The following is a 20,407-nucleotide window of genomic DNA, read 5'->3' as shown; positions in this document are numbered from 1 at the left end:
GGTACGATGCGGATGCACTACGCGGGCGTAGTTCAGAGGCAGAACACGAGCTTCCCAAGCTTGCAACGCGGGTTCGATTCCCGTCGCCCGCTCCACTCTGGGTTCCCTGGGCAGACGAGGCCTGACCAGGGATATTTAGCAATTGTGCCGAGGGGCCGAGCCCGGTCAGGTCTCATCACCGCAGCGTGAGCTGGGTATGTGCCGTTTTGGGGGAGTTGCGGGACCATCGGAATCCCGGTGGTTGTCCTATTTGCAACCATCTGACGGTTGGTCAATGTCGGTGGGTTTCGGTTGTGTCAGGTTGCGGATACGCGGGGCTTCAGTCTGCTTGAAGGTATGGACCCTCGACACCTCTACATAACACATTGGCGATCACAGTGCTGGTCGCGTCATCGCCGTGGAGATCGTCGATAGAGCGTCCGGGTGCGGGGGTTCGTCCCGCCGCAACCAAAGCGGTGGGTGGTGGAGCAGGCGTGGGGCCCCTTGATGTTGCACCGGCCCGGCGGGTCCAGGTCGACCAGACGGTGGTCCGGCTGNGGGAGGAGATCGCCGGGCTCGAACTGGAGCTCGCCACCGCGCAACCGTTGGAGATCATCCGGGAGACGCTGCTGGAACTGGCCACCGAGAACGTCAGTGTGCCGACCCGAGCCGCAGTCCATCGTCCTTCCGCTATTTCGCGGATATCATATCCATCGAAGAGCGCGGCATGGACACGGAGTACTGTCGATGGCATCGAAAGAACATGTAAATCTTCTATCCCAGGGCGTAGACGGCTGGAATGAGTGGCGTAGAAAGCATCCAGATGTGCGGCCAGAATTCAGTGGAGTTACATTCCGGGAGGCGAATCTTGTCGGAGCCGAACTGAATGGCGGAGATTTTCGAGACACCAGATTCGTTGACACACAACTGTATGGGGCCAATCTGCGTGCCGCAGACTTCACCAGCACCCAATCTCCAGTGTCAGCTCACATTCTGTCGGTGCGAGGATTCGAAGAGGTCCATGATTACCGGGGAGGTGCAGATCTCGGGGGCACGGACCTGTCGTGTGCCGACCTAAGTGGAGCCAACCTCAGTGAGGCAAACCTGCGGCGGGCGAGCCTGGAACGCGCCACACTTGATCAGGCTTCTCTGCGGCGTACTGACCTGTTTCGGGCAAACNTGAGCGGAGCGGATCTGAGTTACGCCGACTTGCGTGAGGCGACGCTGGTGGACGCCACCATTGCACCCTCCGTGTGGCAGCATGACATACACTTCGGATCGGGGTCATATGTCGGCACCAATTCGTACGGAATCATCGTCAGCTATGCAGAGTTTGACGATGAAGGATCGGAATCCAAGATAACACCGAACCTCATGGGCGCCAATCTCCGGGGTGCCGATCTAAGAAGTACGACTCTGGTTGAGGCCAATCTGGAAGGTGCCGATCTTACCGGGTGTCACGTCTATGGAATCTCCGCATGGGGACTGCGAATGAGTGGCGCTACTCAGAAGGACCTGGTCATCACTGCTCCCGGCGAGCCCGTGGTCACAGTCGACGATCTTGAGGTCGCTCAGTTCGTTCATCTTATGCTCAATAACGGCAAGATCCGTAACGTTATTGACACAATAACATCGAAGGCGGTGTTGATCCTAGGGAGATTCACCGCTCCGCGAAAAGAAATACTCGACTCCCTAAAAGATCAACTTAGGCGTCGGGGTTATCTTCCGATAATGTTCGACTTCGATGGTCCGGCATCGCGCAATCTTACCGAGACAGTCTCGACCCTGGCTCACCTTGCGCGATTCATCGTGGCCGACATTAGTGATGCGAAGAGCATTCCTCAAGAGTTGATGCGGATAGTCCCCAGTCTGCCCTCGGTTCCCGTCCAGCCNCTGATTCAGTCTTCACACACCGAGTACGGGATGTTCAAGGATTTTCGGGACTATCCATGGGTGCTGCAACCATATGTGTACGATGATCCGTCTCAACTCCTGGCCTCGCTCGAGCAGCAAATCATCCGTCCTGCGGCCGAGAAAGNCGACGAGATTCGCGCACGGCGAGCGACTTCTTGAACCATAAAAGACTTTGAATGGCTCGGACGGAGTTGGCTGCGGCTTGTCGAGCGTTCGGGCTGGNGGGATCTGCCAGGCGAGCGCTCTACCGTCGTGATCGATCTCCGATGAGTCCCCGAGTGCACTGACGTCCGAGCTTCGTGTGGCTATAGCGCGATAATCTCTGAGGAGCACTGAATTCCGACGGTGACTTTGNGCGACATGCCGAGTGTGCGATGTCTGTCCGGGAAGTCCGCAGCGCGCCGATCGGGTGATCGCGGTTTGGATCCCGGCGTATTCCGCGCGGAGCTGGGCTGGTGTGGAAAATCACACGGCGTTCGTCCACGCCTTGTTGGTGCACACGGCGGCTGGATCATCCCATCCCGCCCCAAGCCCCGACGCGCAGCAGAGAGGACCAGACGACATCCACCCCGAGCCTTCAGCGCCCCCCCGAATGGCCCGCCGATCAAACCCCGACACGGCCGTACGCGCCCTAAAAGCCCTGGTCAGCGGAGATGCGGCAAGCCCAGGGGTACCAGGCCCGCGAACTCCCACGGGCGCGTAGCGGGTTCTTGGCTTTCTGTCCGTGGGCGGCGGAGGCGATGGGCGGGGCCTGGTGATGGGCGGGTTCGAGGGCAATCTGATCACTTGTTCGGGGTGGATCTACCGTGGCTTTGCGCGGCCGGGTGGCCGGGTGCCGGGAGAGCGGTCGGGTTGTGGGCGGGGGTGCCCGCCTGCGGCGTCGATCGAGCCGGGTTCTCGCAATGGGGCGGGGCGGAGGCTGGTCGGGTGGTACTGCACGGGCCGGCGGGGCGGTTCTTCGTGGTCGGGGCGTTCGTGCTCGACTGCCTGGTCAGCACGCGGCGGCTGCCGAGGTGGGGCCGGGACGTGCGGGCCGACGCGATGCGGACCGTGCCCGGTGGGAAGGCGCTCAACCAGGCGGTGACCCTGGCGCGGCTCGGCCTGCCGGTGACCGCGGTGGGGGCGGTCGGAGCGGACGGCGTGGGTGCGGCCGTGCGGGCGGCGCTGGCCGGCGAGGGGGTGGACGTGTCGGCGATAACGGCGGTCCCGGACGTGCCGACGCCCGTCTGCGTCGTCCACGTGCGGGGTGACGGTGAGAAGGCGGTCGTCTGGCGGGTCCCCGAGGCGTTGGCCGTCACCGGAGACCAGGTCCACGCCGCCGCGGCGGCGACGGACGGCCCGGTCGACGCGGCGCTGGTGACGTTCGAGTTCGCCGAACGGGCCGCGGACCTCGTCACCGCCGCCGCCAAGGCCGCCACGCGGGTTGTCGTCAACCCGGCGCCGGCGCCGGCCGACCCGGCGGTCGTCGGAGCCGTTCCGTGGGAGCAGGTCGACATCCTCGTCCCCAACGAGACCGAGGCCCGCGCGCTGCTCGCCGGGCGGGCCGCCGCCCGCGGGCCCGCCGGCCGGCTCGCCGAAGCCGTCGCCGAGACGCTCGGCGTCCCGACCGTCTGCGTCACCCTGGGCGAACGAGGATGTGTGCTGCGCACCGGCGGCGGGACGACCGTCCACCCCGCCGTCGCGGCGAGGGTGATCGACACGACCGGGGCCAGTGACGCCTTCACAGCCGTGCTCGTCGCCCGCCTGGTCGCGGGCGACGACCCGGCCACTGCCGTCCACCACGCGCAGGCCGCCGCAGCGCTCACGGTGAGCCGGGTCGGTGCCTACGAGGCGCTTCCCACCGCCGGCGAGCTGCGCGAGCTGGTCTTCGGCCTACGGAATCCGCCCGGGTAGGGCAGCACCTCCCCTGTCGCCGTCGGGTTCAGGTCGGGCTGACGGTGGTGTGGCGGCCGTGGCGAACTGGGCGATGCCACGGCGGTAGGCGTCCTCCTTGCGGCGGGCGATCGCCGCCGGGTCGATCTCGGCGACGCCGAGCCGGCCCCGGGCGCCGCAGGCGGCGGCGCGCGCGGGGTCGAGCAGGAACGGGGCGAGCGCGGTGGCCAGCGCCTCGGCGTCGTCGGGCGGGACCGCGGTCCCGGACCCCCAGCGCTCGACGAACGGTGCCACGCCGGTCCGGGTCGTGGTGACCACCGGCCGCCCGGCCGCCATCGCCTCGACGGCGGCGATCGAGAAGCTCTCGAAGCGGCTGGGCACGGCGACGGCCCGTGCCCGGCGGTAGAGGTCGCGGAGCTCGTCGGCCGACAGATGGCCGGGGAACTCGACGTGCAGGCCGAGCTCCCGGGCGCGTCGGGCGAGCCAGGCGCCGGCGGGGGCACCGCCGATCGTGCCGGCGGGGCGCCCGGCGAGCACCAGCCGGTGGGCGATGCCCGCGCGGTTGAGCCGCGCGGACGCGTCGAGCAGGACGTCCACCCCCTTGTACGCCTCCAGGCGGCCGACCGCCGCGACCGTCGGCGCCGTGCCGGCGACGTCCGGGACGTCGAGCCAGGGGTGGGCATCGAACGGGTTCGGGATCACCTCCACGGCGCGTCGTCCCAGCCAGCCGCGTTCGCGCAGGGTGTCGACGAGGAGCTGCGACGGTGAGGTCACCACGGCGGCGCGATNGGCGGAGATCCGGTCGAGCCGGTCGGCGAGCCGGCCCTTGCACCCGAGGGGCTGGCCGGCGAGCTGGACGGTGAGCATGGTCGGGCAGTGCAGGTGGATGGCGAGCGGGCGGGTGCGGTACAGCGCCTGGAGCAGACCGCGGGTCTCCCCGTCCTGCGTCTCGATCACGTCGGGGCGCAGGCCGAGGCGGCGCATCCAGAAGCTGTAGGACAACGGCAGGCTGACCCGCAGCGTGATCGAGTCCCGCGGGTACAGCGGCCCGCGCAGCCGCGCCCCGACCGGGCCCAGCCCGCGGGTGACCGGAACCCGCAGCAGCGGCCGCCGGTGCACGTGCACCCCGTCCTGCACGGAGTCGACGACCCGGTGACCTTGGGCNCAGAGCACGTGCACCTCGTGCCCGAGCCGCGCGAGCGCGACGGCCAGCGTCGCCGTGTAGCTGCCCGCGCCGTCCCAGACGACCNGCGGGTACTGCTCGCAGAAGAACAGGATGCACAGGGCGCGTAACGATTGGACCGAATCCGCCATGCGTTTCCGTTTCCATCGGTCCGGTCGCCGGAGCATGCGGGAATGACGGGAATACGTTACCGCGGATCTCGCGGACCTCGCGGAGCTGCGGGTGATTGCCGTCGCGCGTCCGGTGATTCGCCCTGGATGGTCCGGTGGGGCGTGGTGGGATTGCGTCACGTGGTGCTGGCGTCGATATCGTCCGGGCAGGTCCGAGACCGTTTGATGGCCGGCCGGGAGTCGGTCCTTCGTCCGAGCTTGCGGGCAAAAGTGGCGCGCTGTCGTTTCCCCGGAGGGACGGTCGGGCATTCGGGTGGGAATGTAGGGGATACGATTTCGCCGAGGTGCCCATGATGATTGCCGCGGCGGAGGGTCGGGCCCGGGGGGATTGCAGGTGCGCGGAACGTCNGGGTCAGCCGATCTGAATGGTCTCGTCGTGGTGATGGCTGCCATTCTCGTGGGCGAGGCGCTGCGCTCGGGGTGCGCCTCGTGCCGACCGAATTCTGCCGGGCGGGTTCTGTCGGGCGAGACGATGGGCGGCCGACCCGACGACCCGAGGCGGGACGGTGTTCGTGCGTGCCGCGAAGGCCGAGAGGTCGTGGCGGGACAGCGGCGGCGGCCGGTGGGGCCGCGGGTGTGTCGTCGTGAGCGTCGTGAGCGTCGTGGAGGTCAGCGGGCCGGGGGGCTGACCGACGTGGTCCTGAGGGGCGTCTGGGCCGCGGCGCGGCGGCACCATTCGGCTACATCCGTCGTTGCGTAGGCGTGACGAAACGGAACGAAACAATAATACGGCCGACTGTACAACTCCGATACGACATCCAGGTCGNTGGACTCCGGCGTGGGACGCGCCGCATGTGCCGGGAGTGACCGGATCGGCGCGGGGAACAGAACATTTGCGGGAACTACACCGAACGTGCCGCCGATCGCGGGTCCNGGGCGTCGAGCGGATCGTCAGCGCTTCGGGCCGGAGGTAGCGTTGCCCTTTTCGCTCCGCCGACGGCCATCCCCACGCCGGGCCGGCGGATCCGTGTGCCTCGGTGAGCCGGGCCCCGGCTGGGCCGGGGCCGTTGAGACTGTGAGGGAGGGCGTCGATGTGCCACCTGTTCGCGATGAGTAGTGGCCCGAAGCGGATCAAGGCCACGTTCTGGCTGCTGGACGCGCCCGACAGCCCACGCGCGGCCACCCTGCGGACGCCGGACGGCGCCGGCCTCGGCGCCTTCGACGCGGACGGCGTCCCGCAGGTGGTGAGGCAGGCGATCCGCAGCCGCGCGGACACGGCGTTCGCTCGGGAGGCGCAGGACGTCACCTCGTCGACCTTCGTCGCGCACGTGCGGCATGCCTCCACCGGCCGGGCCAGCGACGCCAACACGCACCCGTTCGTCCGCAACGAGCGGATCTTCGCCCACAACGGGGTGATCGAGGGCCTGGGCAAGCTGGACGCGGAGCTCGGCACCGCCGGCCTGCCGGTGCTCGGCGATACCGACTCCGAGCGATTCTTCGCGCTGGTCACCCGGGAGATCGACGCCCACGACGGCGACGTCGGCGAGGGCATCGCCGCGGCGGCGCGCTGGACGGCGCAGAATCTTCCCCTCTACTCGATCAACATGATTCTCATCACCGCTGGGGAGCTGTGGGCGCTGCGCTACCCGGACACCAATGGCCTGTACGTGCTGAAGCGCGGCGCCGGCGGCCGCAACGGCCGCCATCTCGACCACGCCAGCCCCTTCAGTGAGATCCGGGTCCGCTCCCTCGACCTGCTCGACGAGCCGGCGGTGGTGGTCGAGAGCGAGCGGATGGACGAGGATCCGCGCTGGCGGCTGATGGACAGCGNCGAGCTGCTCCATGTTGCGGCCGATCTCACGGTGACCTCACGGATCGTGCTCGACGGCCCGCCCGTCCACCAGCTTTCCCTGGAGGACCTGCGGCCCGAGGCCGCCGTGTCGCAGACCACCTCGGTTCCCGATCTGCCGACGTCCGCCTGACCCGACCGGCGTCCCCGCGAGGTTCGGTGAAACCTGCCGACATAGGGGGCGTGCGCACGGGGTAGCAATGCTGCAGGGGCAATGGTGCGGACAGTCGCAGTTCCCTGCGCGGAAGGGGCTCGTCGTGGTACTTGAAGTCGGCAGGATCGGGCTGTGGGCAGCCCAGCGGCAGTGGCCGACGGACGTCCGGTCGCGGGCGGAGGTCGCCGCCGAGGTGGCGGCGATGGGTATCCCGACGTTGTGGATCGGTGCCGCCAGCGGGGATCTGGAGCTCCCCGCCGCCATCCTGGATGGCACCGAAGGGCTCGTGGTCGGCACGAGCATCCTGAACATCTGGACCGAGAAGGCGGACATCGTCGCCGATCACTACGCGATGCTCGCCAAGGCTCATCCCGACCGGCTGCTGCTCGGATTCGGCGTCGGGCACCGAGGTCCGGTGGAGAAGCTGACCGGCCGCCGTTGGGAGCGGCCGGTCGAGGTCCTTCTCGACTATCTCGACACGCTGGACGAGCTCGGGGTGCCCCGATCCGATCAGGCGCTGGCGGCGCTCGGACCGCGGATGCTGGAGATCGCGGCCCGACGCAGCGCGGGTGCGCTGCCGTACCTCGCCACACCCGAGCACACCCGGCGGGCGCGGGAGATCATGGGGCCGGACGCGCTGCTCGCCCCCGAGCAGAAGGTCGTGCTCGACAGCGACCCCGAGAGCGCCCGCGCGGTGGCCCGCCAGGGCATCGNCTTCTACCTCGGGCTGCCGAACTACGCCAACAACCTGCGCCGGCTCGGCTTCACCGACGCGGACCTGGCCGGATCCGGTTCCGATCGGCTCGTCGACGCCCTGGTCGCCTGGGGTGATCTGGACACCGTCCTCGCCCGGATCGCCGAACACCACCAGGCGGGTGCAGACCACGTCGCCGTGCAGGTCCTGACCCCGACGCCCACCCAGCTTCCGCTCGCCCAGTGGGGTCGGCTCGCCAGCGCGATCAACACCCTCGCGTCACCCTGACCGGGGGAAGCCCATGCGGTAGTCTCTCGACAACCGACCAATTCGCCTGCCCTGTGTCTGCGGCCGAGTCACGGAGAGTGACGCATGCCCGCAGACGCTCCAGGCGCCCCGTCTCCGGACGCTGATCAGCGCGTATCTGAGCACGGCGACGTCGCCGCTGTTCCTGCCGCCCGCGAGGGCGAGCCGGCGTCGTCCGCGGCCGCGGACGACGCCTCGGCGGCGGTCGCGGTGGACACCGGGTCTGAGCTGGTCGCCAGCCTGATGTCCGGGATCCCCACCGATGAGCAGAAGCGCCTGCTCGGGATGATCAACTCGTCGATTGCGGCCGAGCGGTCAGCCGCAATCGACGGGACCGTCCGCCGCCAGGTCGATGTCGGGGTGCGCCGCCGTCGCTCGTCGCACCGCCCGGATCCCGACGCGGCGGACGCGGCGGACGAACGCGGCGGCGCGCCGAGTGCGGCACACCAACGCGCCGGCGAGCCGGGCACGGACGGGTCTCGCGGCGAGGCGGGCGATGGCTGAGCGGCACCGCACCCCGGGGGGTGCGCAGTGAGGTCTCCGGATCCGACTGGCCGCGCCGCCGCCCGGCCCTTGGTGCCCGGGTCCGTCGCGTTCGAAGCCGTGATAGTCGGGGCCGCAGCGGAGCCGGAGCACGGGGCCGAGCCCGCTGTGCGGCCGACCCGCCCGGGGTTGGAAGTTCGGCCGGAGCGCGGGCAGCCCGCTCGCCGGGCCTCGCCGGCCGGCGAGGCCCGGGTGAGCATCGACGGGCCGGGTCGGCTCGTCGCCGCGGTGCGGCACCGTCCGGGCGGTCTCACGGTCGCGTTCCAGGGCGACCTCGACGCCGCCGTCGAGCCGATGGCCCGGGCGCTGCTGTGGTCGTGCCTGGACGAATGCACGAGCGCGCTCGTCGTCGACCTGACGGGTGCGTTCGTCGACGTCCGCGGGTTCACGGTGCTGCATCTGCTCTGGCGGGCGGGCCGGGAGCGGGGGGTGCGGGTCGCGCTCGCCGGATGCTCTCCGATCGTCGACCGGATGGCGACCGTCCTCACGCCCCAGGGCGTGCCACGATTCCGTACGGTAGATGCTGCATGGCAAGCAGTGACCAGCTCCAGGTCGACCACCGCCGCGTCTACGGCAACTGCGGGATAACCCCCAGGATGATCCGGCAGGATGGGGCGGCCCGGTTGCCGCGGTCGGGGTCACGCTGGAGGTACGGGGGAACCACGATGGAGATCGACAAGCTGCTGCTGGACGCCAGTCTGGCCCGGCTGCACCACCTCGCGCCGAGNCAGGTCGAGCTCGGCAGATTGGTCGGCGAGGTCGTGCACGCGGTCACCGAGATCTTCGACCTGACGGGTGCGGGCGTCCTGGTGGTCGACGCGGANCGGGCCCTGCGCAGCATCGCCGCCTCCGACAGCAGCGGGGCGCTGCTCGAACGCGTCCAGGAGGAGTTCGGCGAGGGCCCCTGCGTCGAGTCCTTCATCATCGACGAGATCGTCGCGTCCGAGGATCTGGCCACGGACACCCGGTGGCCGCGGGTCACCCCCGCCCTGCTGGACGGCGGGATCCGCGCGGTCCTCGGCGTCCCGGTGCGCCTCGGCGGCGGCCCGATCGGCACCCTCAACGTCGCCGCCGACTCCCCGCGCGTCTGGACCGACAGCGAACGCGACGCGATGGTTCATTTCGGTGCGGTTCTCGAGAACCTGCTGCTCNCCGGGCTCATCGCCGATCGCAATGACAAACTCGCCCGGCAGCTTCAGTACGCCCTGGAATACCGGGTTCCCATCGAGCGCGCCGTCGGATATCTCATGGCGACGATGAGAACGGATCCGATCTCGGCCTTCGAGACCCTGCGGCGGACCGCACGCAACGAGCGCCGGCGGGTCTCCGAGTTGGCCGGGGAGATCCTCGCCCGGCGACGGGTGCTCTGACAGCCCGACCGGCTCGTCGCCGGACCGGCTCGTCCCCGGACCGGCGCGCCCCCGGTCGGATACGGGTGCTGGCCCGATGGTCGTCGCCCCCGCCGCGCTGTTCACTGTCGGCAGGACGACACGGTTGGCCGGCGGCGACGCCTGGCCTGACCGCGGCGGCTCCACGACGATGATGCCCACCGGGCGTGCCCGGGTTGCCGGCGCGTCGGCGTGGTCGGCGTTTCGCGGGGCCGCCCATCCCCGCACCCGCAACGACCCGCACCCGCAACGACCCGTACCTGGAACGACCCGTACCTGGGACGACCTCCGACGAAAGGGGGCGAATGATCGAGGCACAAGGGCTCACCAAGCGGTATGGACGCACGGTCGCCGTCAACGACCTGTCCTTCACGGTGCAGCCCGGCAAGGTGACCGGATTCCTGGGGCCCAACGGCGCCGGGAAGTCCACCACGATGCGCATGATCCTGGGGCTCGACAACCCGAGCGCGGGCACGGTCCGCATCGACGGCAGGCGGTACAGCGAGCTGAAGCAGCCGCTGCGCCAGGTGGGCGCGCTACTCGAGGCGAAATGGGTGCACCCCAACCGGTCCGCGCGTTCTCACCTGCGATGGATGGCCGCGTCCAACCGGATCCCGGCGAAGCGGGTCGACGAGGTGCTGGAGATCGTCGGGCTGACCGGCGTGGCGGGCAAGCGCGCCGGCGGCTTCTCGCTCGGCATGGCGCAGCGGCTCGGTATCGCGACCGCGCTGCTCGGCGATCCGGGCGTGCTGCTGTTCGACGAGCCCGTCAACGGCCTGGACCCGGAAGGGATCCTCTGGATCCGTCGGTTCATGCATCGGCTCGCAGACGAGGGCCGGACGGTCTTCGTCTCCAGCCACCTGCTCTCCGAGATGGCGCTGACCGCCCAGGAACTTATCGTCATCGGGCGCGGGCGGCTTATCGCGCAGACCAGCACCCGGGCCTTCATCGACATGGCGTCCGAGTCGACGGTCCGGGTCCGCGGCCCCGAGATGGATCGGCTGCACGGGGTGCTCATCGGCCAGGGGCTGGCGGTCCGCGACGTGCCCGCCGGCGATGACGGACCGGCGGCGCTGCTCGTGTCGAACAGCAGCACCGAACAGGTCGGCGAACTGGCCGGGCGGGTCGGCCTGGTGCTGCACGAGCTGGCCGCCCAGCGTGGCTCGCTGGAGCAGGCGTTCATCCAGCTCACCGGGGGCGAGGTCGAGTACCACGCCGGTGCGCTCGCGGGGACCCCGAACGGCTCGCCGGCCGCCGGGACACCCGCCGCCCCGGCACAGCCCACCGGGCCGCTGCCGCGGCGGACCGAGGCCGTGGACGCGACGCGGGGAGGCGACGCGCGATGACTCTGCTCACCGTCGAACGCATCAAGCTGTTCTCCACCCGCTCGCCGTGGTGGTGCATGATCCTGGCGACCGCCCTCACGGTGGGGCTGACCTCCATCTTCGCGGCCACCACCAAGCCCGCCGACCTGCCCACCTTCACTCCGAGCGTCACCCAGTTCGCCTTCAGCTTCGGGCTTGTGGTGATGATGGTGATGGCCACGCTCGCGGTCACCACCGAGTACCGGTTCAGCACGATCCGGTCGACCTTCCTCGCCGTCCCCACCCGCACCCCGGCGCTGGTCGCCAAGGCCGTGGTCGTCGCTCTGCTGGCGGGGATCGTCGGGGAGATCACCGCGGTCGGCTCCTGGGGCATCGCCAAGCTGATCCAGCCGGACGCGCCACTGGGAATCGACACGGCGCAGGAGTACCGCAACGTGTTCGGCGTCGGGCTGATCTATCTGCTGTCCGCCGTGCTGGCCCTCGCCGTCGGCCTGATCGTCCGGCAGTCCGCCGGCGCCGTCGTCATCGAACTCGTCTACCTGCTCCTGCTGGAGAACCTGCTACCGGCGATCCCCCGGATCGGCGACCACATCCAGCACTGGCTGCCGTACACCGTCGGCAACAACTTCATCGTCGCCGGCCAGCCCGAGACCGATGACGGCCCGCCCGCGATCGAGGGGATGCCGTTCGGGCCCTGGGGTTCGCTGGTGTACTACGCCGCGGTGTGCGTGGGCCTGTTCGTGATCGGCCTGGTCCTGGCCAAGCGCCGGGACGCCTGACGCCGAGCGGTTCGACGGGCCGCCGGCCCGTGGAGCCGCCGGCAGAGGAGACACCGGCGCGCGTCGAGCGGTAGCTTCACTACCTCACGTCTGTACTCGCTTGCATTGAGTGACGCTGCTGGCGGGTGCTGTTGCTCACGGGTGGGGGAGGGGGCCGGGATCGCGCCTGCGCCCGGGCGTGTCGGGCCGCCGGGCCGCATCGGACCGGCCGGCGGTCCGATGCTGGCCGGGCCCCGCGCGCGTTTCGGGCGGTTCGGAGGTGTCGGGCCGTCGCGGCTCGGCCGGCGCCGGGTCGTCCTCGCCGGTATCGATCCGTTTCTGCTGCGCAGCGCGCTGCGGGCCGCCGTCGTTGCACCCGCCGTGCTGGCCACCGGCTACTACCTGTTCGACCGGATCCTGCTGAGCCTGTTCGCCTGGTTCGCGGTCTTCGCCCTGCTCGTCTTCGTCGACTTCGGCGGTCCGGCTCGGGTGCGCCTCGCCGCCTACGCCGGGCTGGCCGTGGCCGGGNTGCCATTGATCACCCTGGGCACGCTGTGTTCCCGTTCATCGTGGGCGGCGTGTGGGGGGATGGCGGTGGTGGCCTTCGTTGCCCTGTTCGCCGGGGTGATCAACGTGTACCTGGCGGTCGCGGCGCCGGCCCTGCTGCTGTCCTTCGTGCTGCCGGTGACGAGTCCGGCGGGTCTGTCCGCCGTGCCGGAGCGGCTCGCCGGCTGGGGTCTGGGCGCAGTCGCCGCCCTGCTCTCGCTGGTGGTGCTGTGGCCGGCCCGGCCGCCGGATGAGGTCCGCCGGGCCCTGGCTGCAGCCTGTCGGGCCCTGGCCGACTGCGTCGCCGTCCGCCCTGCCGGCGTCACGGCCGCGGGGTCGGAGACGTCGGAGGCGCCCGCGTCCGGGGCGTCGAAGGCGTCCGGGGGGTCCGAGGCGTCCGGGGCGTCGAAGGCGTCCGGGGGGTCGGAGGCGTCCGGGGGGCCCGAGGTGATGGGCGCCGTGGTGCGCTCTGCGGTGGCGGAGGTCCGCCGGCGCTTCGCCGCAACGTCGTACCGCCCGACCGGGGCGGGCGGCTCCGCGGCCGCTCTCGGCCACGCCATCGCCGATCTGAACTGGGTCGTCCCCTTCGCGCTCGCCGTCCCCGCCGGGGATCGGATGCGCCGGCACTGCTTTCCCGAGCCGGCCGCCGAACTCCTGGCGGCCGCCGTCGACACCCTGCACGGCGTCGCCGACCGGCTCGACCGGTTCGCCCCTCGCGACGGGACGTCCCGCCCGGCGCGGGCGGGCCACGCGGCGCGGGCGGGACGCGCGGCCGGGGACGGGCGCCGCGGCGGCGGGCTTGGGGTGGAGCGACTCGACCGGGCCGCTCGGGGGATCGGACAGGCGCTGCTCGACGCGGTCAGCCGGACCGCCGGGCAGCCCATCGGTCCGACCGACCCGACCGGTCCGACAGACCCGACCGGCCCGACCGGCCCGACCGGACCGGATGCCGCGGCGGCCGAGGCGTNCCGGCTGCGCCAGTTGGCTCTCGGCACCCGGCAGCTCGCGGCGCACACACTGGTGGCGACGGGGGAGCGTCGGCTGTGGCGGCCGATGTCGGGCGCGGGGCGATGGCAGCGGGTCCGGGCCCGCCTGCGCCTGACCCGCGAGCTCGCCGCCGGGTACGCCGACGTCCGGGCGATCTGGTTCCGCAACAGCGTGCGCGGCGCCGCCGGCCTCACGCTCGCCGTGGCGGTGACCCGCACGACGGGGTTGCAGCACGGGTTCTGGGTGGTGCTCGGCACCCTGTCGGTGCTGCGGTCGAACGCGCTGGCGACCGGGATCACCGTCGCGCGCGCGTTGGTCGGCACGGTGGCGGGGATCGCCGTCGGCGGGGTCGCCGTCGTCGCGGCGGGCACGGCGAGGCCGGTCCTGTGGGCGCTGCTGCCGGTCGCGGTCCTGATCGCCGGGTACGCCCGGAAGGCGAACGCGTTTGCCGCCGGCCAGGCCGGGTTCACCGTCGCCGTCGTGCTGCTGTTCAACATCGTCGAGCCGGCCGGCTGGCGGGTCGGTCTCGTTCGCATCGAGGACGTGGTCCTCGGCTTTGCGATCAGCGTCGTCGTCGGTGCGTTGCTNTGGCCGACGGGGGCCGCGGCCCGGCTGGTGCGCGAGCGGGCCGCCACCGCGTACCGGGCCGCCTGCGAGTTCCTCGTCCGGGTCGCGGTGGAGCCGCCCTGTGCCGCGCCGGAGCCGGGCAGCGCGCGGGAGATCGCCCGGATGGCGCGCACGGCCGTCCGCGCCGGCCGGCTGCTGGACGACGCGATCCGCCAATATCTGTCCGAGCGGCCCGCCGGCCCGCTCGACGTCGACGCGCTCATGCTGGTCTCCGCGGGTGCCCTGCGGATCCGGCGCACCGCGCAGGCCCTGCGGCTGACCGGCCCCCACCCGCTGCGGGCCGAGATCGTCGGAGCCGGCTCGCCGGCCGCGGGCCGGGCCGGCGCCTGGGCGGGGCTGCTCCGCTGCCGTCCGCGGCTCCTCGCGAGCGTTGACGAGCTGCGGCGATGGCATCTGCGCCTGGCCGACGCCCTGGCCGATCGGGCCGAGCCGCCGCCACCCGCGCCGGTCTCCTCGACGCCCCCGGTCGACGCGGTGCGGGGCTGTGCTCTCGTCCGGGTCCGGGCGGCGCTCGCCACGGGAGACCGGGCGGGGGTGGTGGCCGCACTCGACATCGTCGAGCGCGCGGAGCATCTCGCCGTGCTTCAGGACCTGCGGGGTCGGCTTGCCGGGGCGGTCCGCATCCTGGCCACCGGCGGGGGTGACGCCGCTCAGGCGCCGGGGCCCCACAGATCGCGGCCGGCCCGGGCGCGCTCCCGCGACTTCATCCGGGCCTCGTGGACGTGGCGCATCCCGTCGGTGAGCCGCCGCCGGACCTCCTCGTCCACGTCGGCGAAGGGGCGGTAGTACAGCTCGTCGTACTCCTCGACGATCTGGAAGGTCCAGCGTCCGTCGAGCACGTTGCGCCCGTACAGCTCGCTGCGCACGAACCCGGCGATCCGGGCGTGTCCGGCGTCCTCCAGCCCGGTGATCGCCTCCGTCAGGGTGCGGTCCGCCCGCCCGGAGAGCTGGTGGAACTCATACAGCGCACCGCGGGCGCGTTCCACCCATTCCAGCGCCTCGCTGAGGCGGCCGACCGCCTCGGCGGTGGCGTCGTCGAGGTCCGGCCGGGTGCGGTCCAACCGCTCGCCGCGCTGTCCATCCAGGTGGCCGCGGTGGCCGTCCGCGGGTCCGGGATCACCGCCCCGGCCCGCGGCACGGCTCGCGCCGCGGGCGCCCGGCTGGCTGTGGGCGCGATCGGCGTCCTGGCGGGGGTGTCTGCTCACCCTGGCGGGATGCCCGGACGCGCGGGCACCCACACCGTGGGCGCCCGCGCGTCCGGCGGATCGGGATGCGGCTCAGGCCTGGACCGCGTCCACCGTCTCCGCGTCGGTGACCGTGGTCTTGATCTCCCGCTGGGCGGGGACGGTGACCGCGGCGCTCGCCCGCCGGCCGGGGATGAAGGTGGCCAGCAGCAGCGCGAGCAGGGCGGACCCCGCGCCGAGGACGAACGCGAGCCGGAAGCCGCCCTCGGACGGCAGCGTGGCGCCGTTGAAGGTCGTGGTCATGTGCGCGAGGACCACGCCGACCACCGCGGCGGAGGACGAGGTGCCGAGCGAGCGCATCAGGGTGTTCAGGCCATTGGNGGCGGCGGTCTCGGTCGGCGGCACCGCGGCCATGATCAGGGCGGGCATCGACGCGTAGGCCAGAGCGACCCCGAGGCCGATGATGCAGGCCAGGAAGATGATCTCCCAGACCTCGTTCATGAGCACCAGGCCCAGNCCGTAGCCGATCGAGATGGTCAGCGCGCCCAGCATCAGGGTGACCTTGGATCCGAAGGCCGCGGACAGCCGGGCGGTGACCGGGGAGGCCAGCATCATCACGAGGCCGAACGGCGCGAAGCACAGTCCCGCGACGATCATCGACTGGCCGAATCCGTAACCCGTGCCCTTGGGGGCCTNCAGGAGCTGCGGGATGATCAGGGACATGCCGTACATCGCGAATCCGATGATGACCGAGGTCAGGTTGGTCATCAGGACCTGACGGCGGGCGCTGATCCGCAGGTCGACCAGCGGGCTCGGGGTGCGCAGCTCCCAGAAGCCCCAGGCGAGCAGGATCACGACGGCGGCGACGCCGAGCCCCAGCGTGGTGCTCTTGGTCCAGCCCCAGTCGCTGCCCTTGGAGATGACGAGCAGCAGGCACAGCACGCCGGCGGACATCCCGAGGGCGCCGACGAAGTCGAAGCGGCCGTGGGTCTTGTCGCCCACCGGCGACTCGGGGATCACCTTCCAGATGACCAGCAGCACCAGCACGGCGAGCCCGGCAGCCCCCCAGAACAGCACGTGCCAGTTCACCTGCTGGGCGATGATCGCCGACAGCGGGACGCCGAGGGCGCCGCCGATGCCCAGCGAGGAGCTCATCAGCCCGAGCGCCGAGCCGAGCTTCTCGGGCGGGAGCTCGTCGCGCATCACGCTGATCCCCAGCGGGATCAGACCCGTGGCCAGACCCTGCAGCGCGCGCCCGGCGACCATCGGTAGCAGAGCGGTGCTCAGCGCGCAGACGACCGAGCCGATGATCAGCACCACGAGGCTGACCATCATCATCCGCTTCTTGCCGTACATGTCGCCGAGGCGNCCCACGATCGGCGTCGAGACCGCGGCGCCGAGCAGGGTCGCGGTCACCACCCAGGCCGTGTTCGAGGCGGAGGAGTGCAGCAGCTCGGGAAGGTCCGAGATGAGCGGCACCACGAGGGTGTGCATGACCGAGACCACGACCCCGGCTGTGGCCAGGGCCCCGATCATCAGCCCGGGCGCGGGCGCGCCCTCCTGCCGACTGGTCGGGTCGGCGGACGCCTGTGCCATGGGAGCCTCCGGGTGGATGACGGCGAGGAACACCGACGNAAGGTGACCGTCTGCGCGCGGACCGCGAGTGACCGCGGGTGCGGCACGACCATGTCGCTTGCAAGGAGAGTTTGCGAGATCGTTTCGGTTGCCACGGACGATCGTTGATGTGCACCGTACATGCTATGTGTGCCGTGCACAGACGCCGGTGCTGCGCATAGTCTGGGATAAAGGTCACGGTCAGACGAGGGCATAGGTGCCCGGATGCGCGGCGGAGGCGAGCGTGCTCGAGGACCTGCAGGAGATCGAGCGAGAGCTGTTGCTGCTCGCCCGCCATCACATCCTGCCCACGTCCAGCCACAAGCAACACGNCCGAACCCTCGACCGCTCGGCGTACTTACTGCTGAGCCGGATCGAGGCGGAGGGGCCGATGACCATCGGGCAGCTCGCCGACGCCTTCGCCCTCGACGTCTCCACCGTCAACCGGCAGGCCGCGGCGATGCTTCACGCCGACCTGGTCGAGCGTATCCCCGATCCCGACGGTGGGATGGCCCGCAAGCTGGCGGTCACGCCGCAGGGGCTGGCGCGCCTGCATGCCGACCGCGACGTGGTCCTGCGAGGGCTGGGCCAGGTCCTCGGAGACTGGTCCGCCGAGGACCGGCGATGCCTTGCCGACCTGCTCGNCCGCTTCAACATCACCTGCGAGCGCGAGAACGGCTATCCCTGGCCCCGTCCCACCCGCGTCTCGGACCGGTAGCCGCCCGCCCGTCGCGTCGCGGCGGCGACCGGGCGATGATNGGATCTTGTAGGATGAACTCGCTTGTCTGGCGTAACGCCAGGTGGGAGGGCTCGCCTAGAGGCCGATGGCGGCGGTCTTGAAAACCGCTATGGGGAGTGATCCTCATCGTGGGTTCGAATCCCACGCCCTCCGCTCACCACGCGAATTCCGTGCTGGATTCCGCAGGCCAGAGCCGGTATCGGCCGTGCCGGCATGATCTACCACCGCTCCAGCTGACTCCGACTGACTCCGACTGACTTCGGCCAAATCCGGCCGGCTGTGCCGCACCTGTGTCTCGAGCATGAAGCGTCGGCGCGGACGGGCCCGGGGACCGAGTGCTCGGCGTGCAGCGGCGCCGGGCGAGCCAACGTCCATGCCCGCAGTCAGCTCCTGACGTCAGCTCCTGGCGTTCCCTCGCTGCATTNCCCCGCCGGTAATCGACGGGGCCGCAGCCGGCGGCGACTCTGGTCCGGTCGGAAACGGCCGACGCCGGAGGGCGCGAACCCGCCGGGACGAACGCAGGGAGATGAGTGCTGTGACCGTGCATACCGAGGCCGTCGAACGTTACTTCGCCGCGTGGAACGCGACCGAGCCGGACCGGATCGCGGCGGCGGTCAGCGCGGCGTGGACGCCCGACGGCGGCTACACCGACCCCACGGCCGAGGTCGTCGGCCGCGACCGGATCGCCGAGCTGATCGCCGGGGTGCACCGGCAGTTCCCGGGCTTCACCTTCCGCCCGGTCGGGACGGCCGACGGCCACCACGACGTCGTGCGGTTCGGGTGGGAGCTGGTGTCGCCGGCCGACGGCTCGGCGCCCGTCGCCGGGTTCGACGTGCTCACCCTCGCCGAGGACGGGCGGATCCGCGCCGTCAGCGGCTTCCTGGACCGCGTGCCCGCCGGGGTGGGATAGCCCACGGCCGCGCGGGACAAGCGCAGGCGGGCGGCATAGCGAGCGGGGGAGACGGCCCGTCGGGCGGCCCGGCCGGGTATTCATGCCCGCCGGGTATGCATGCCGGCCGGTTCACCGCCCCTCGGTGAGGGCCACAAGGGCTTTGGCCGTCTCCGGGTCGGCGGGCAGGAACGTCTCGACCGCCAGCTCGGAGACGGTCACGTCCAGCGGGGTGTTGAACGTCGTCATCGTGGAGATGAGCGTNAGCAGATGACCCTCGACGACGATCCGCATCGGTAGCGCGAGCGCCGGAGGCGCCCCGTCGGCCGCCGCGGGATTCGCCGGTCCGGTGCCTGTGTCCGTGCCCGGATCTTCAAAGGCCGGGCGGTCGGGAACGGGATAGGCGGACACCTCGTCGTGGAGCGCGCGCAGTGCCGACGAACCACGCAGAATCATGTTCCGTCGCATTCTCTCCAGCAGGTGTGACCGCCATTCCGCCAGATTCACGATCCGCGGCGCGAGCCCCCGCGGATGCAGGGTGAGGCGCATCGCGTTCAGTGGTGGGCGCAGCAGGTCCGCCGGTACGCCGGCGAGCAGAGCCAGCGCCGCGCGGTTGGTCAGTGCAACGTCATAGTGCCCGTCGAGCACCAGCGTCGGGTTCGGCTCATAGGCGGTGAGCAACTGCTCCAACCCGGCGCGCACGGCCGTCATCGCCGGGTCGTGCAGCGGCGTCTCCGGGTAGGCCGGAGCATAGCCGGCGGCGATCAGCAGCGTGTTGCGGTCCCGCACCGGGACGTCGAGATGTTCGGCGAGTCGCAGGACCATCGCCCGGCTCGGCGTGGCCCGGCCGGTCTCCACGAAACTGATGTGCCGGGTGGAGCTATCCGCCCGAAGTGCTAGTTCGAGTTGACTGACTTGGCGTCGTTCTCGCCACTGCCGCAGCAGCGCGCCCACGCCCATCCGGGCACCCCCGGGCGCCGGGTCGGCCGGGCCAGGTCCCGCCGAGGGGGTCCTCATGCGTGCAACCGTAGCCAGTCTGGCCGGGGCCGGTCGTGCTGTCGTTCGCCACGCCATGACCAAGTGTCTCCGCATTGTGATTTTCGCGTTCGATGATGTCCGCCACGGGCGCCTGCCCTGAGTGGCCCGAAAGGTTGCGCGAGATGCCCGGAGTAGGTGGGATCGCCCCGACCTGACCGTCTCCGGAGCGTTGGCACTGGACNAACACCCTGAAGACTCGACGGCCGGTTGCGTGACGCTTGTGCAGGTCTGCGACAGGATGGCCGGGTGCCTCCCCGTCGGTCGACATCCCCTCGCGCGATCCCGGCCGCCGTCTCCTCGCCCCGGCGTCCCCGCGCGATTTCCGTGACCCTTCACTCCGATCCGGATCAGCCCGGCCGGCAACCGACGCTGCCGATCCAGGTGCCCCGTCGCCGGCAGCCCGAGGCCGGCGCGCATATCGCGGTTACGGCCAGTTGTGCCGGCTGCGACACGCGGTGGACCGATCCGGCCACGACCCATTGCGGTTCATGCCATCAGTCCTGGCCGAGCGTGCAGGGCTTCGACGACCACCTGGTCGAATGCCCGGCCCATCCGGTCATCGCCGCCCGGCGGATGAAGCGGGAACCCGAGCAGTCCGGCGTCGGAGCCGCCTGACCGGCGCCATTGGCCCGGGCGTCGGACGGGTCCGGAGTTTTCCGCCCGTCGGCCGAAACTCCGTCGGCCGCCTGTTTCCCGACTCCGCCTGCG

General features: G+C 70.9%; 9 protein-coding genes, 2 tRNA genes and 19 pseudogenes. 19 read left to right on the top strand and 11 right to left on the bottom strand.

The genetic code is table 11. From position 1 onward, the window contains the following. Positions 1-21: 21 nt before the first annotated feature. From FF86_RS08455 to FF86_RS08445, 4 genes and pseudogenes are all read left to right on the top strand, one after another. Positions 22-95, top strand: a tRNA-Gly gene (locus FF86_RS08455). A 631-nt stretch (positions 96-726) separates the two neighbouring features. After that, a pseudogene (locus FF86_RS65680) lies at positions 727-1,158 on the top strand (pentapeptide repeat-containing protein); the annotation flags it as partial. Between the two features lies 1 nt (position 1,159). Next, positions 1,160-1,871, top strand: a pseudogene (locus FF86_RS65675) (pentapeptide repeat-containing protein); the annotation flags it as partial. 949 nt (positions 1,872-2,820) lie between these two features. After that, positions 2,821-3,786, top strand: coding sequence for a carbohydrate kinase family protein (locus tag FF86_RS08445; protein ID WP_044883947.1), 966 nt, complete (start codon positions 2,821-2,823; stop codon positions 3,784-3,786). Here FF86_RS08445 and FF86_RS43515 read toward each other — a convergent pair. From FF86_RS43515 to FF86_RS43505, 3 pseudogenes are all read right to left on the bottom strand, one after another. After that, a pseudogene (locus tag FF86_RS43515) lies at positions 3,766-4,553 on the bottom strand (glycosyltransferase family 4 protein); the annotation flags it as partial. The gene FF86_RS08445 and the pseudogene FF86_RS43515 overlap by 21 nt on opposite strands. A 1-nt stretch (position 4,554) precedes the next feature. Continuing rightward, positions 4,555-4,929 (bottom strand): annotated as a pseudogene (locus tag FF86_RS43510) (glycosyltransferase family 1 protein); the annotation flags it as partial. A 1-nt stretch (position 4,930) separates the two neighbouring features. Then, positions 4,931-5,014: pseudogene (locus FF86_RS43505) on the bottom strand (hypothetical protein); the annotation flags it as partial. A gap of 1,135 nt (positions 5,015-6,149) precedes the next feature. Between FF86_RS43505 and FF86_RS08435 the strand changes: the two are divergent. From FF86_RS08435 to FF86_RS43475, 12 genes and pseudogenes are all read left to right on the top strand, one after another. Beyond that, positions 6,150-6,888, top strand: a pseudogene (locus FF86_RS08435) (class II glutamine amidotransferase); the annotation flags it as partial. A 1-nt stretch (position 6,889) separates the two neighbouring features. Then, positions 6,890-7,040, top strand: a pseudogene (locus FF86_RS43500) (class II glutamine amidotransferase); the annotation flags it as partial. A gap of 124 nt (positions 7,041-7,164) precedes the next feature. After that, a pseudogene (locus FF86_RS08430) lies at positions 7,165-7,774 on the top strand (TIGR03620 family F420-dependent LLM class oxidoreductase); the annotation flags it as partial. A gap of 1 nt (position 7,775) precedes the next feature. Next, positions 7,776-8,043: pseudogene (locus FF86_RS43495) on the top strand (LLM class F420-dependent oxidoreductase); the annotation flags it as partial. An 84-nt stretch (positions 8,044-8,127) separates the two neighbouring features. Continuing rightward, a complete protein-coding gene (locus FF86_RS08425; RefSeq protein ID WP_044883943.1) occupies positions 8,128-8,565 on the top strand; it encodes a hypothetical protein in 438 nt (145 codons plus the stop codon). A gap of 231 nt (positions 8,566-8,796) precedes the next feature. Beyond that, positions 8,797-9,192 (top strand): STAS domain-containing protein, encoded by a 396-nt coding sequence (locus FF86_RS08420; RefSeq protein ID WP_044883942.1) that lies wholly within the window; start codon positions 8,797-8,799, stop codon positions 9,190-9,192. A gap of 158 nt (positions 9,193-9,350) precedes the next feature. Further along, positions 9,351-9,427, top strand: a pseudogene (locus FF86_RS43490) (transcriptional regulator); the annotation flags it as partial. 1 nt (position 9,428) lies between these two features. Further along, positions 9,429-9,755: pseudogene (locus FF86_RS43485) on the top strand (GAF domain-containing protein); the annotation flags it as partial. Between the two features lie 9 nt (positions 9,756-9,764). Continuing rightward, positions 9,765-9,974, top strand: coding sequence for an ANTAR domain-containing protein (locus FF86_RS62040; RefSeq protein WP_255355739.1), 210 nt, complete (start codon positions 9,765-9,767; stop codon positions 9,972-9,974). A gap of 323 nt (positions 9,975-10,297) precedes the next feature. Further along, complete coding sequence (locus FF86_RS08410) at positions 10,298-11,338, top strand: ABC transporter ATP-binding protein (RefSeq protein ID WP_044883940.1); 1,041 nt, start codon at positions 10,298-10,300, stop codon at positions 11,336-11,338. Continuing rightward, on the top strand, positions 11,335-12,096 hold the full coding sequence (locus tag FF86_RS08405; RefSeq protein ID WP_044883939.1) for an ABC transporter permease: 762 nt from the start codon (positions 11,335-11,337) through the stop codon (positions 12,094-12,096). The genes FF86_RS08410 and FF86_RS08405 overlap by 4 nt, the downstream gene beginning before the upstream one ends. A gap of 1,578 nt (positions 12,097-13,674) precedes the next feature. Continuing rightward, positions 13,675-14,195: pseudogene (locus FF86_RS43475) on the top strand (FUSC family protein); the annotation flags it as partial. 690 nt (positions 14,196-14,885) lie between these two features. On the opposite strand, the gene FF86_RS43470 reads toward FF86_RS43475, so the two are convergent. The 6 genes and pseudogenes from FF86_RS43470 to FF86_RS65670 form a co-directional block, all read right to left on the bottom strand. Then, positions 14,886-15,440, bottom strand: a complete 555-nt coding sequence (locus tag FF86_RS43470) for a hypothetical protein (protein ID WP_242418398.1) — start codon at positions 15,438-15,440, stop codon at positions 14,886-14,888. 72 nt (positions 15,441-15,512) lie between these two features. Then, a pseudogene (locus tag FF86_RS43465) lies at positions 15,513-15,799 on the bottom strand (MFS transporter); the annotation flags it as partial. 1 nt (position 15,800) lies between these two features. Next, positions 15,801-15,935 (bottom strand): annotated as a pseudogene (locus FF86_RS43460) (hypothetical protein); the annotation flags it as partial. 1 nt (position 15,936) lies between these two features. Next, positions 15,937-16,114 (bottom strand): annotated as a pseudogene (locus tag FF86_RS43455) (MFS transporter); the annotation flags it as partial. Between the two features lies 1 nt (position 16,115). Continuing rightward, a pseudogene (locus tag FF86_RS43450) lies at positions 16,116-16,787 on the bottom strand (MFS transporter); the annotation flags it as partial. Position 16,788: 1 nt separating this feature from the next. Beyond that, positions 16,789-17,015 (bottom strand): annotated as a pseudogene (locus tag FF86_RS65670) (MFS transporter); the annotation flags it as partial. A 351-nt stretch (positions 17,016-17,366) separates the two neighbouring features. On the opposite strand from FF86_RS65670, the pseudogene FF86_RS08390 reads away from it, so the two are divergent. The 3 genes and pseudogenes from FF86_RS08390 to FF86_RS08380 all read left to right on the top strand — a co-directional run. Next, positions 17,367-17,677 (top strand): annotated as a pseudogene (locus FF86_RS08390) (MarR family winged helix-turn-helix transcriptional regulator); the annotation flags it as partial. Between the two features lie 159 nt (positions 17,678-17,836). Continuing rightward, positions 17,837-17,925, top strand: a tRNA-Ser gene (locus FF86_RS08385). A gap of 373 nt (positions 17,926-18,298) precedes the next feature. Continuing rightward, entirely contained in the window at positions 18,299-18,682 is a 384-nt protein-coding gene (locus tag FF86_RS08380) for a nuclear transport factor 2 family protein (protein WP_044883938.1), read from the top strand. 111 nt (positions 18,683-18,793) lie between these two features. On the opposite strand, the pseudogene FF86_RS43430 reads toward FF86_RS08380, so the two are convergent. Next, positions 18,794-18,925, bottom strand: a pseudogene (locus FF86_RS43430) (transcriptional regulator); the annotation flags it as partial. Position 18,926: 1 nt separating this feature from the next. Then, the coding region (locus tag FF86_RS08375; RefSeq protein ID WP_396229813.1) for a helix-turn-helix domain-containing protein at positions 18,927-19,678 on the bottom strand (752 nt) is incomplete at its 3' end. Positions 19,679-20,407: the final 729 nt, after the last annotated feature.

Origin of the sequence: Frankia sp. CpI1-P (assembly GCF_001421075.1) — a bacterium.
In the GTDB taxonomy this organism is placed as follows: domain Bacteria; phylum Actinomycetota; class Actinomycetes; order Frankiales; family Frankiaceae; genus Frankia; species Frankia torreyi.
This window is presented reverse-complemented; position numbering and strand designations above follow the sequence as displayed.

Bases quoted from the DNA above. Each gene is read 5' to 3' on its own strand.
- FF86_RS08380 (WP_044883938.1), top strand. From the start codon at position 18,299: ATGAGTGCTGTGACCGTGCATACCGAGGCCGTCGAACGTTACTTCGCC.
- FF86_RS08425 (WP_044883943.1), top strand. From the start codon at position 8,128: ATGCCCGCAGACGCTCCAGGCGCCCCGTCTCCGGACGCTGATCAGCGC.
- FF86_RS08410 (WP_044883940.1), top strand. From the start codon at position 10,298: ATGATCGAGGCACAAGGGCTCACCAAGCGGTATGGACGCACGGTCGCC.
- FF86_RS08405 (WP_044883939.1), top strand. From the start codon at position 11,335: ATGACTCTGCTCACCGTCGAACGCATCAAGCTGTTCTCCACCCGCTCG.